11 protein-coding genes are annotated in these 10,954 nt (G+C 72.8%); 4 read left to right on the top strand and 7 right to left on the bottom strand.

Going from position 1 to position 10,954, the window contains the following annotated elements; translation table 11 throughout:
• Together EF903_RS20250 and EF903_RS20245 are read right to left on the bottom strand one after the other, a co-directional pair.
• Nucleotides 1-894 (bottom strand): DeoR/GlpR family DNA-binding transcription regulator (locus EF903_RS20250; protein WP_260615656.1); only part of this gene is annotated, 894 nt, incomplete at its 3' end.
• 186 nt (nucleotides 895-1,080) lie between these two features.
• On the bottom strand, nucleotides 1,081-2,520 hold the full coding sequence (locus tag EF903_RS20245; protein ID WP_125545170.1) for an NAD(P)H-quinone dehydrogenase: 1,440 nt from the start codon (nucleotides 2,518-2,520) through the stop codon (nucleotides 1,081-1,083).
• A gap of 210 nt (nucleotides 2,521-2,730) precedes the next feature.
• Between EF903_RS20245 and EF903_RS20240 the strand changes: the two genes are divergently transcribed.
• The 3 genes from EF903_RS20240 to EF903_RS20230 all read left to right on the top strand — a co-directional run bounded on the left by EF903_RS20240 (nucleotide 2,731) and on the right by EF903_RS20230 (nucleotide 5,858).
• A complete protein-coding gene (locus EF903_RS20240; protein WP_007266087.1) occupies nucleotides 2,731-3,168 on the top strand; it encodes a gamma-glutamylcyclotransferase in 438 nt (145 codons plus the stop codon).
• 192 nt (nucleotides 3,169-3,360) lie between these two features.
• The gene (locus EF903_RS20235) at nucleotides 3,361-4,167 is read left to right on the top strand and encodes a purine-nucleoside phosphorylase (protein WP_125545168.1); all 807 of its coding nucleotides are present in this window, start codon (nucleotides 3,361-3,363) and stop codon (nucleotides 4,165-4,167) included.
• Nucleotides 4,168-4,202: 35 nt separating this feature from the next.
• Nucleotides 4,203-5,858: a phospho-sugar mutase gene (locus tag EF903_RS20230; RefSeq protein ID WP_125545166.1), complete on the top strand. Its 1,656-nt coding sequence runs from the start codon at nucleotides 4,203-4,205 to the stop codon at nucleotides 5,856-5,858.
• Between the two features lie 70 nt (nucleotides 5,859-5,928).
• Here the strand turns inward: EF903_RS20230 and EF903_RS20225 are convergent, their stop codons facing one another.
• The 5 genes from EF903_RS20225 to afsQ1 all read right to left on the bottom strand — a co-directional run bounded on the left by EF903_RS20225 (nucleotide 5,929) and on the right by afsQ1 (nucleotide 9,965).
• On the bottom strand, nucleotides 5,929-6,228 hold the full coding sequence (locus tag EF903_RS20225) for a DUF397 domain-containing protein (protein WP_125545164.1): 300 nt from the start codon (nucleotides 6,226-6,228) through the stop codon (nucleotides 5,929-5,931).
• Nucleotides 6,225-7,010 carry a helix-turn-helix transcriptional regulator gene (locus EF903_RS20220; protein ID WP_260615654.1) on the bottom strand — a complete coding sequence of 262 codons (786 nt, stop codon included), beginning with the start codon at nucleotides 7,008-7,010 and terminating at the stop codon, nucleotides 6,225-6,227. Before EF903_RS20220 ends, EF903_RS20225 begins: the two co-directional genes overlap by 4 nt.
• Nucleotides 7,011-7,178: 168 nt before the next feature.
• A complete protein-coding gene (locus tag EF903_RS20215; RefSeq protein WP_125545160.1) occupies nucleotides 7,179-7,820 on the bottom strand; it encodes a hypothetical protein in 642 nt (213 codons plus the stop codon).
• Nucleotides 7,801-9,291 carry a HAMP domain-containing sensor histidine kinase gene (locus tag EF903_RS20210; RefSeq protein ID WP_260615652.1) on the bottom strand — a complete coding sequence of 497 codons (1,491 nt, stop codon included), beginning with the start codon at nucleotides 9,289-9,291 and terminating at the stop codon, nucleotides 7,801-7,803. Before EF903_RS20210 ends, EF903_RS20215 begins: the two co-directional genes overlap by 20 nt.
• Complete coding sequence (afsQ1, locus tag EF903_RS20205; protein WP_174250340.1) at nucleotides 9,288-9,965, bottom strand: two-component system response regulator AfsQ1; 678 nt, start codon at nucleotides 9,963-9,965, stop codon at nucleotides 9,288-9,290. The genes EF903_RS20210 and afsQ1 overlap by 4 nt, the downstream gene beginning before the upstream one ends.
• Nucleotides 9,966-10,160: 195 nt before the next feature.
• Here afsQ1 and EF903_RS20200 point away from each other — a divergent pair, with 195 nt between their 5' ends.
• Nucleotides 10,161-10,874, top strand: coding sequence for a SigE family RNA polymerase sigma factor (locus tag EF903_RS20200; protein WP_125545158.1), 714 nt, complete (start codon nucleotides 10,161-10,163; stop codon nucleotides 10,872-10,874).
• The last annotated feature ends 80 nt before the right edge of the window (nucleotides 10,875-10,954 follow it).

Below are 10,954 nucleotides of genomic sequence, written 5' to 3'. Positions count from 1 at the left end.
GACGAGCCGCCGGCGCACGACGACCGGGCCGGTCCGGAACTGCCGGCCCGCGCGGCGGGGGCGGCGGCCCTGCATGCCGTCCATGCCGGAACCGGAACCGGACCCGGAGCCGGCCGTGCCGGCCACGGTGATCTGGACTCCCTGGTCCGCGAGGGCCTGCAGTTCGGTCGCGGCCCGGTCGTCGTGCGCCGGCGGCTCGTCCGTGACGAGGCGGGTCATGACGTCCGTCGGCACGGTCTGGAACATGGTGTCGGTGCCGAGCTTGGTGTGGTCCGCGAGGACCACGACCTCCGCGGCCGCCTGGACCAGCGCCCGGTCGACGCTCGCGGACAGCATGTTGGACGTGGACAGCCCGCGCTCGGCCGTCAGACCGCTGCCGGAGAGGAACGCGCGGGAGACCCGCAGGCCCTGCAGCGACTGTTCGGCTCCGCTGCCGACCAGCGCGTAGTTGGACCCGCGCAGGGTCCCGCCGGTCATGACGACCTCCACCCGGTTGGCGTGCGCCAACGCCTGGGCGACGAGCAGCGAGTTGGTGACCACGGTCAGCCCCGGCACCCGCGCGAGCCGGCGGGCGAGCTCCTGGGTGGTGGTGCCCGCGCCGACGACGACGGCCTCGCCCTCTTCGACGAGGCCGGCCGCGACGTCGGCGATGGCGGTCTTCTCCGCCGTGGCGAGGTGCGACTTCTGCGGGAACCCGGATTCGCGGGTGAACCCGCCGGGGAGGACCGCACCGCCGTGCCGGCGGTCGAGGAGTCCTTCGGCCTCCAGTGCCCGCACGTCCCGCCGTACGGTCACTTCGGAGGTCTGGACGACGCGGGCGAGCTCCCGGAGCGATACCGCTCCGTTCGCGCGCACCATTTCGAGAATCAACTGGCGACGTTCTGCAGCGAACACGAAACTGACAGTAACCCGGGCGACCGTCTGCGTTCAGCTCCTTGCGCCGGAATACCGAAGTTGTCCATAAGGCAGGGGAGTTAGTGGTATACGCGGTCGGTCGGGTGGCCCCGTGTTCCGCCGTTGCGGCCGGTACCGCCGCCAACCTCCGCTGTTTATGCGGAGGTTGGGCGGATTTGCGGCCGGTCAGCCTTCGCCGTTCGCCTTTCGGGTCTGCAGCTGGCGCGCCACTTCCGCGATCGATCCCGACAGCGAGGGGTACACCGTGAACGCGTTTGCGATCTGCTCGACGGTCAGGTTGTTGTCGACGGCGATCGAGATCGGGTGGATCAGTTCGCTGGCGCGCGGCGAGACCACGACGCCGCCGACGACGATTCCGGTGCCCGGGCGGCAGAACAGCTTCACGAAGCCGTCCCGGATGCCCTGCATCTTGGCGCGCGCGTTCCGCAGCAGCGGCAGCTTGACGACGCGGGCGTCGATGCGGCCGGCGTCGACGTCGGCCTGCGTGTAGCCGACGGTCGCGATCTCGGGGTCGGTGAAGACGTTCGAGGAGACCGTCTTGAGGTTCAGCGGGGTGACCGCGTCGCCGAGGAAGTGGTACATGGCGATGCGGCCCTGCATGGCGGCGACGGACGCGAGCGCGAACACGCCGGTGACGTCGCCGGCCGCGTACACGCCGGGGGAGGTGGTGCGGGAGACCTTGTCGGTCCAGATGTGGCCGGAGTCCTTGAGCCGGACGCCGGACTCCTCCAGGTTCATGCCCTTGGTGTTGGGGATGGCGCCGACGGCCATCAGGCAGTGCGTGCCGGTGATGACGCGCCCGTCGGAGAGGGTGACCTCGACGCGGTCGCCGACCCGCTTGGCGGACTCGGCGCGGGCCCGCCCGACGACGTTCATGCCGCGGCGGCGGAAGACGTCCTCCAGGACCGCGGCGGCGTCGGGGTCCTCGCCGGGCAGCACCCGGTCGCGGGAGGAGATCAGCGTGACGCGCGAGCCGAGGGCCTGGTAGGCGCCGGCGAACTCGGCGCCGGTGACGCCGGAGCCGACCACGATGAGCTCCTCGGGGAGCTCCTCCAGGTCGTAGACCTGCGTCCAGTTCAGGATGCGCTCGCCGTCGGGCATGGCGTCGGGGATCTCGCGCGGGGTGCCGCCGGTCGCGATCAGCACGGCGTCGGCCGTGAGGATCTGCTCGGTGCCGTCGGCGGCGGTGACGATCACGTCGCGCGTGCCGTCGATGCCCTGCGGGCCGCCGAGGCGGCCGCGGCCTCGGATGACGCGTGCGCCCGCCCGGGTGACGGAGGCGGTGATGTCGTGCGACTGGGCGAGCGCGAGCCGCTTGACGCGCCGGTTCACCTTGCCGAGGTCGACGCCGATGATGCGGGCGGACTGCTCGATCGGCGGGGTGTCGTCCGCGACGACGATGCCGAGTTCCTCGTACGAGGAGTCGAAGTTCGTCATGACCTCGGCGGTCGCGATGAGGGTCTTGGAGGGCACGCAGTCGGTGAGGACCGATGCGCCGCCGAGGCCGTCGCAGTCGACGACGGTCACCTCCGCGCCGAGCTGGGCCCCCACCAGGGCCGCCTCATACCCGCCGGGTCCGCCGCCGATGATCACGATCCGGGTCACGAAAACTCCGCCTCACGTATACCCGGCCGAGCGCCGCCCCGGCCGGGGCTTCCGGGGGGTCTCCCCGGGGGATGCATTCCGCCCTCCATTGTCCCGCACGCTTCAAGGTGCTTCTCCCCCGGTCCCCCGGCCGGCCGCGGCCCGCGACTCCGTACGGGCTATCCGCACCGGGCGGGCGCCCCGGCCCGCCCCTCCCGTACCCTCGACTCCATGTCGCTCTACGCCGCGTACGCCGGCAACCTCGACCCGCGGCTGATGACGCGCCGCGCCCCGCATTCGCCGCTGCGCGGAACGGGCTGGATCAACGACTGGCGGCTGACCTTCGGGGGCGAGCAGATGGGCTGGGAGGGCGCCCTCGCCACCATCGTCGAGGCGCCCCGCCAGCAGGTCTTCGTCGCCCTCTACGACATCGCACCCCTGGACGAGGACTCCATGGACCGGTGGGAGGGCGTCGGCCTGGACATCTACCGCCGGATGCGGATCCGCGTGCACACGCTGGACGGCGAGGAGGCCGCCTGGTGCTACGTGCTGAACGGGTACGAGGGCGGCCTGCCGTCCGCGCGGTACCTGGGCGAGATCGCGGATGCCGCGGAGTCCGCGGGCGCCCCGCACGACTACGTGATGGAACTGCGCAAGCGCCCCTGCTGAGCCCGCCCCGCGCGCCCGCCGGCACCCGGCGCGCCTCTGCCTCCCCTGCGTCTTCGCAGGTCGCGGGCGTGCGGCCGAACCGGGCGCGCCCGGCGCAGCGGGACGATTCGGCGGAAACGCCAAGGCAACGATCCGAACACCGTGAGCAGCGCCATCTACGCGCGTAGGCGATAAGCGGCTACGCTCGTCTGCGTGAACGCATCTGTTACCGACCCCCACGCCGCCGCAGACGCCGCCGCCGCGCGCCTGCGCGAGCTCACCGGCGCCGAGACCCACGACGTCGCCCTGGTCATGGGCTCCGGCTGGGCCCCCGCCGCGGAGGCGCTCGGCGCCCCCGAGTTCGAATTCCCCGTCACCGAGCTGCCCGGCTTCCCGCCCCCCGCGGTCGAGGGCCACGGCGGCAAGGTCCGCTCGTACAAGATCGGCGACAAGCGCGCGCTGCTCTTCCTGGGCCGCACGCACTACTACGAGGGCCTCGGCGTCGCCGCCGTCGCCCACGGCGTCCGCACCGCCGTCGCCGCGGGCTGCAAGACCGTCGTGCTGACCAACGGCTGCGGCGGCCTCCGCGAGGGCATGGCGCCCGGCCAGCCGGTCCTGATCAGCGACCACCTGAACCTGACGGCGACCTCGCCGATCGTCGGCGCGAACTTCGTGGACCTGACCGACCTGTACTCGCCCGCGCTGCGCGCGATGTGCAAGGAGATCGACCCGACCCTGGAGGAGGGCGTCTACGCCCAGTTCCCCGGGCCGCACTACGAGACCCCGGCCGAGATCAACATGGTCCGCGTCCTGGGCGCCGACCTCGTCGGCATGTCCACGGTCCTGGAGGCCATCGCCGCCCGCGAGGCCGGCGCCGAGGTGCTCGGCATCTCCCTGGTCACCAACCTGGCCGCGGGCCTGTCCGGCGAGCCGCTGAACCACGAAGAGGTCCTCCAGGCAGGCCGCGACTCGGCCGCCCGCATGGGCAAGCTGCTGACCCAGGTCCTCGCCCGCATCTGAGGCACCGGCACCGTACGAGAGACAAGGCGGAAGTAGTGCAGGAACAGGACGACCTGATCACCCGGGCGCGCGCCTGGCTGGCCGAGGACCCCGACCCGGAGACGGCGCAGGAGCTGGCCGGCCTCGTCGAGGCGGGCGACACCGCCGAGCTGGCGGCCCGGTTCTCCGGCACCCTCCAGTTCGGCACCGCCGGGCTGCGCGGCGAGATCGGCGCCGGCCCGATGCGGATGAACCGCTCGGTGGTCATCCGGGCCGCGGCGGGCCTCGCCGCGTACCTGAAGGCCCAGGGCCACGCCGGCGGGCTGGTCGTGATCGGCTACGACGCGCGCCACAAGTCCGCGGACTTCGCCCGCGACACCGCGGCCGTCATGACCGGTGCCGGCCTGCGCGCGGCCGTCCTGCCCCGCCCCCTGCCGACGCCCGTCCTCGCGTACGCCATACGGCACCTCGGCGCCGTCGCGGGCGTCGAGGTGACCGCGAGCCACAACCCGCCCCGGGACAACGGCTACAAGGTGTACCTCGGCGACGGCTCGCAGATCGTCTCGCCCGCGGACGCCGGGATCGCGGCCGAGATCGCCCGGGTGGAGACCCTGGCGTCCGTGCCGCGCCCGGAGTCCGGCTGGGAGGAGCTCGGCGAGGAGGTCCTCCAGGCGTACCTGGCGCGTACGGACGCGGTGCTGACGCCGGGCTCCCCGCGCGGCGTGCGCACCGTCTACACGGCCATGCACGGCGTCGGCAAGGACGTCGTCCTGGCGGCGTTCGCCCGGCACGGCTTCCCGGAGCCGGTCCTGGTCGCCGAGCAGGCAGAGCCGGACCCGGACTTCCCGACGGTGGCGTTCCCGAACCCGGAGGAGCCGGGCGCCATGGACCTGGCCTTCGCGAAGGCCGCCGAGGTCCGCCCGGACATCGTCATCGCGAACGACCCGGACGCCGACCGCTGCGCGGTGGCCGTCCCGGACGCGGCGGCGCCCGGCGGCTGGCGGATGCTGCGCGGCGACGAGGTCGGCGCGCTCCTCGCCGCCCACCTGGTCCACAAGGGCGCGCAGGGCGTCTTCGCCGAGTCGATCGTCTCCTCCAGCCTCCTCGGCCGGATCGCGGAGGCGGCCGGCGTCGGCTACGAGGAGACCCTGACGGGCTTCAAGTGGATCGCCCGCGTCGACGGCCTGCGCTACGGCTACGAGGAGGCCCTCGGCTACTGCGTGGACCCCGAGGGCGTCCGCGACAAGGACGGCATCACCGCCGCCCTGCTGGTGGCGGAGCTCGCCTCGGAGCTGAAGGAGCAGGGCCGCGCCCTGACCGACCTGCTGGACGACCTGGCCATGGCCCACGGCCTGCACCACACCGACCAGCTGTCGGTCCGCGTGGAGGACCTGTCGGTCATCGCGAACGCGATGGCGCAGCTGCGGGCGCAGCCGCCGGCGTCCCTGGCGGGCCTGCGGGTGGTCTCGGCGGAGGACCTGAACCGGGGCACGGACACGCTCCCGCCCACGGACGGCCTGCGCTACTACCTGGAGGGCGACTACAAGGCCCGGGTGATCTGCCGCCCGTCGGGCACGGAGCCCAAGCTGAAGTGCTACCTGGAGGTCGTCGTCCCGGTGGCCGAGGCCTCCGACCTGGCGGCGGCCCGCGTCCGCGGCCAGGAGGTCCTGGACGCGGTCAAAAAGGACCTCTCGGCGGCCATGGGCCTCTGAGCCGCCGCCGAGCACGCCCGTACGGGCCCCGGACCCTCGCGGTCCGGGGCCCGTCGGCGTTCCTGCGGGACTACGCCGCCACCCAGCCGGTGAGCGCGGCCCAGCTGGCCGGGGCCAGGTCCAGGACCGGGCCGCCGTCGACCTTGGAGTCCCGGACGTGCACGACGTGGGGGCAGGCGGCCACCTCGACGCACTGGCCGCCTTCGTCGCCGCTGTGACTGGAGGTGCGCCAGGGGGCGGAGACCTCGACGCAGGCGTCCCCCTCGTCACCGCTGTAGCTGGACTTCCGCCAGTCGTAGGCGACTTCGACGCACGCCCCGCCCTCGCTGCCGCTGTAGCTGGACTTGAACCACACGAGTTCGGTGCTCATGACTCTCCTAGCAGCCGGTCCAACAGCCCTTTGGACGCTGTTACGTTGAGGGCCTGGGACCGCAGCATCGCATACTTCTGCGTGAGGATGCTGACCTCGTTCGGGTCACGTACGAGGACGCTGCCGCGCTGGGTTTCCGAGTACGCGAGACGCTGAAACTGGGGCGTTTCCAGGAGGATGAACGAGCCCGATAGGCCCGCCTGAGCCGTAAGCCCGAGGGGCAGCACCTGGATCGAGATCGCCATCCGGTCAGCACAGGCCCGCAGGTGGCGTAGTTGCTCGACGTGCACTTCGTCGCCACCGAGGCGGTCCCGCAGGGCAGCCTCCCAGATCACGAAGGACAGGGTGGGCGGGACCGGCCGCTGGAGGATCTCCTGGCGCCGCATCCGGCGGGCCGTGCGCAGCTCGACCTTCTCCGCCCCGACGAACGGCACCCTGCACGACAGCACGGCTCGGGCATAGGCCTCGGTCTGGAGTAGTCCGGGGATGACCGTGGTGTTGAACCAGGACAGCGCGAGGGCCTCGCGTTCCCGCTCGAAGTACTCCTCGGCCCAGGCCGGGATCATGTCGACCTCCGGCATCCGCAGGGCAGCGACCGTGAGCACTCCGGGGAGCCCGAGTGCCCGGTCCATCCGCTCGGCGATGTCGGGCATCAGCACACGTCGCCCCTGCTCGATGGAGGCGATGGTCTCGCAGTCCATGTTGACCAGGTCGGCGAGCCCGCTTTGTGTGAGCTTCTTGGCGATCCGGCCGGTGGCAACCTGCTCACCGATCATCTTCATCGCGGTCGCATTGGGCCGTGGCGCCCTCTTCCGTGGTGGCATACGCGTGGACTGCCACCCGCGGGCGGCCCTCACACACGTACCGACCCGTACTCCTCAACGAGTACGGGTCGGCACCGGCACTTCTCGGGCGAAGGCTCGAACAAGCCTGCCAGCAGTGCGGGTTGGTCAGCCGGTCGGCGACGGTGCAGGCGACGGCACGGGGCGGACGAGCTCGCCCAGCGTCGGTACGGACTCGGGTCGGGCGCGGACGGCGTCCGTGCACTCCCAGGCGCGCGGCGGGTCGCTGTCCGGGCCGCCGAGGACGACCGGGCCCGGTCCCGCCGAGACGGTCTCGTTGCCCGCGAAGGTGCACACCACCTGGGCGAGCGCGACCGGCGGCAGGTCCTCGGGCTTGCGGCTGAGGCGTACCGTTCCGGCGGGGTCGGCCGCCCGGACCGGGGCGACCGTCAGCCCGTCGGGGACGGAAGTCGTGAAGCCCGCCTCCCGCTCGTCGTGGCCGGGCTCCCGCTCCAGGGCGGCCAGCAGCGCCTCGGCGGCCGCCAGGGCGGCCGTCCGGGCGGGCTTCTTCTCGGCCATCGGCACGATGCGCTCGACCCCGACCAGCTGCGAGCCGCACACGAGCTCCACGGTCGCCCGGAAGCCCTGCGCCCCGCCCTGCTGGGCCGGGATGTCGCAGGAGACCCGCGAGGGGGCCGGGCCGACGTCCACGGGGACGGTCGTCGCCCGGATCCCGCACCCGGCCGACAGGGACGCCAGGGCCCCCACGACGGCGGCGGCCGCGGCCGCCCTACTCCTGCGCGTCGCCACCGGCGATCACCTTCCCCACGTCCACCGGCAGGCGCAGCGTGAACAGCGCGCCGCCGCCCTCCGCGTTGGCCGCGGTGATCTCGCCGCCGTGGATGTGCGCGTTCTCCACGGCGATGGACAGGCCCAGGCCGCTGCCGTCGGACTTCGGGCGGGACGCGCTGGCCTTGTAGAAGCGGTCGAAGACGTGCGGCAGCACCTCTTCCGGGATGCCGGGGCCGTTGTCGCGGACCGCGATGACGAGCCACTCCCCCTCGACGCGTACGGAGACCCGCACCGGCGAGCCGCCGTGCTTGAGGGCGTTGCCGATGAGGTTGGCGAGGATGACGTCGAGGCGGCGCGGGTCGAGGCGGGCGACGATGCCGCGCTCGGCGTCGAGTTCGACGGCGTCGAGCCAGGCGCGGGCGTCGATGCAGGCGGTGACCTGGTCGGCGACGTCGACGTCGTCGATGACGAGGCGGGCCGTCCCGGCGTCGAAGCGGGTGACCTCCATCAGGTTCTCGACGAGGTCGTACAGCCGGCGGGTCTCGCTGACGACGAGGGTGACCGCGGGCGCGATCATCGGGTCGAGGTCGTCGACCTCCTCCTCCAGCACCTCGGCGACGGCCGTCAGCGCGGTGAGGGGGGTGCGCAGCTCGTGCGACATGTCGGCGACGAAGCGCCGGCTGGCCTCCTCGCGGGCGCTCATGTCGGCGACCTTCTTCTCCAGCGCCTCGGCCGTCTTGTTGAACGTGTGCGACAGGTCGGCGAGTTCGTCGTTGCCGGAGACGTCGAGGCGGTGGTCGAGCTCGCCCTCGCCGAGGCGGCGGGCGGCGTCGCCGAGCCGCTGGACGGGCTTGAGGACGGTGCGGGCGGCCACCTGCGCCAGCAGGGCCGAGCCGAGCAGCGCCAGCACGGTGGCGATGGCGAGGGACCAGCCGAGGGTGTTCAGGTCGTCGCGCTCCTGCGCGAGCGACTTGTACATGTAGCCGGTCGGGCCGCCGCCGACGATGCGGGTGCCGCCGACGAGGTACGGGTTGCCGTGCGGCTTCGTCCGCTGCCAGTACATGTGGTACTCGGCGTCGTGCGCGGCGGTGGCCTTCTGGCGGTCGTTCACGGCCCGCCTCAGCGACTCGGGGACGTCCTCCAGCCGGAAGGCGTCCGGGCCGGCCGCGCCGAACGCGGTGCGCCCGTCGGGCCGCTCGTCGAGCAGCAGCACGCTGTACCCCGGGGCGCTGCCGGCCATCAGGTCCGCGGTGCGCTGGAGTTCCTCCGGGGTGGGGTCGGCGGGCAGGGCCGCGGCCCGGTCCTGCATCTCCTGCCGGAAGTCGCCGAGGGCGGCCTCCTGGGTGCGGGTCAGGACGGCCTCGCGGTTGAGCCAGTACGCGATGCCCGAGGCGGACACGGCGGCGACCAGCGCGACGAGGGAGAAGACCAGGAGGAGCCGCAGCCGCAGGCTGGTCCAGCGCAGGCCCGCGAACAGAGCGTGGATCACTGCGGCGAGTCCAGGCGGTAGCCGACCCCGCGGACGGTCCGGATGAGGGTCGGGGAGGACGGCACTTCCTCGACCTTGGCGCGCAGCCGCTGGACGCAGGCGTCCACGAGGCGGGAGTCGCCGAGGTAGTCGTGCTCCCACACCAGCCGCAGCAGCTGCTGGCGGGAGAGGGCCTGGCCGGGCCGGCGGCTGAGCTCCAGCAGCAGCCGCAGCTCGGTCGGGGTGAGCTGGAGGTCCTCGCCGTTCTTCGTGACCGTCATCGCGGCCCGGTCGATGACCAGGGACCCGAAGACGGCCGAGTCGCTGGCCTCCCTCTCGCCGCGGCGCAGGACCGCCCGGATCCGGGCGTCGAGCACCCGGCCCTGGACGGGCTTGACGACATAGTCGTCGGCGCCCGACTCCAGGCCGACGACCACGTCGATGTCGTCGCTGCGCGCGGTCAGCAGGATGATCGGCAGCTGGTCGGTGCGGCGGATCCGCCGGCACACCTCGAAGCCGTCGATCCCGGGCAGCATCACGTCCAGCACGATCAGGTCCGGGCGCTGCTCGCGCAGCATCTTCAGACCGTCCTCGCCCGTCGCCGCAGTGGCCACGCGGTGGCCCTGGCGGGTCAGGGAGAGTTCGAGGGCCGTGCGGATGGCGTCGTCGTCCTCGATCAGCAACAGGAAAGGCACGGCCACATTCTGTCCCATGGGCAGTCGGGAGTTCGACCGTCGTGCGCGGAGCGCCGCCGCGGACGGTGCCGCGCGGCGCTGTGACACGCCTGTGACAGTCGGCGGACAGCCCGGTTATGTCCGGGGGGCAGGCTTCTACCAACGCACCGAGCAGGAGCCCGGTAACCGAAGCAGACCTACGACGGGGGGCGCGAGATGAACACGCTGCACAGCACCACCACCAGCGCGGTTGTCACGCGGCTGCACGATGTGAACCGCCGGGCGGGTGCCCGGTCGGGTGCGGTCGCCCGTCCCCGGCAGGCGCACACGGTGGCCATCGACGCGAACACCTACCGGGCCGCGGCTCCCGCCGCTCAGGCCGGGCCGGCGCCGCGCCTGTCCTCCGACTCGGAGGCGGAGTTCACCGCGTACGTCCGAGAGCGGCGGGCCGCGCTGTACGCGACGGCCTTCCACCTGACGGGCGACCGGCACGAGGCGGAGGACCTGCTCCAGAGCGCGCTGTTCTCGACGTACCGTGCCTGGGACCGGATCAGCGACAAGGCGGCCGTCGGGGGCTACCTGCGCCGCACCATGACGAACCTGCACATCAGCGCGTGGCGCCGGCGGAAGCTCAACGAGTACCCGACGGAGGAGCTGCCGGAGGCCGCCGCCGACACCGACGCGATGCGCGGGACCGAGCTGCGCGCCGTGCTGTGGCAGGCGCTGGCCCGGATCCCCGAGCCGCAGCGCACGATGCTGGTGCTCCGCTACTACGAGGGCCGCACCGACCCGGAGATCGCGGAGATCCTCGGCATCAGCGTCGGCACGGTGAAGTCGAGCATCTGGCGCTCCCTGCGCCGCCTGCGCGACGACGAGGTCCTGAGCTTCGGCCGCGACGAGTCCGAGTCCTTCGAGGAGCTCGTCGCGTAGCCGGGAAGACCACTGGCCGGGGGGCCCGTCCTACGGGGGTGGGACGGGCCCCCCGGCCAGTGGTCTTCCCGGCTACGCGA

Source organism: Streptomyces sp. WAC05292 (assembly GCF_003949955.1).
Lineage (GTDB): Bacteria > Actinomycetota > Actinomycetes > Streptomycetales > Streptomycetaceae > Streptomyces > Streptomyces globosus.
Note: the sequence above shows the minus strand (reverse complement) of the source record. Positions and strands in the feature narration are given on the sequence as shown.

What these genes read in the sequence shown, in the direction of transcription:
- EF903_RS20240 (WP_007266087.1), top strand. Translation starts at nt 2,731, where the DNA reads ATGTCGCTCTACGCCGCGTACGCCGGCAACCTCGACCCGCGGCTGATG.
- EF903_RS20225 (WP_125545164.1), bottom strand. Translation starts at nt 6,228, where the DNA reads ATGAGCACCGAACTCGTGTGGTTCAAGTCCAGCTACAGCGGCAGCGAG.
- EF903_RS20220 (WP_260615654.1), bottom strand. Translation starts at nt 7,010, where the DNA reads ATGAAGATGATCGGTGAGCAGGTTGCCACCGGCCGGATCGCCAAGAAG.
- EF903_RS20200 (WP_125545158.1), top strand. Translation starts at nt 10,161, where the DNA reads ATGAACACGCTGCACAGCACCACCACCAGCGCGGTTGTCACGCGGCTG.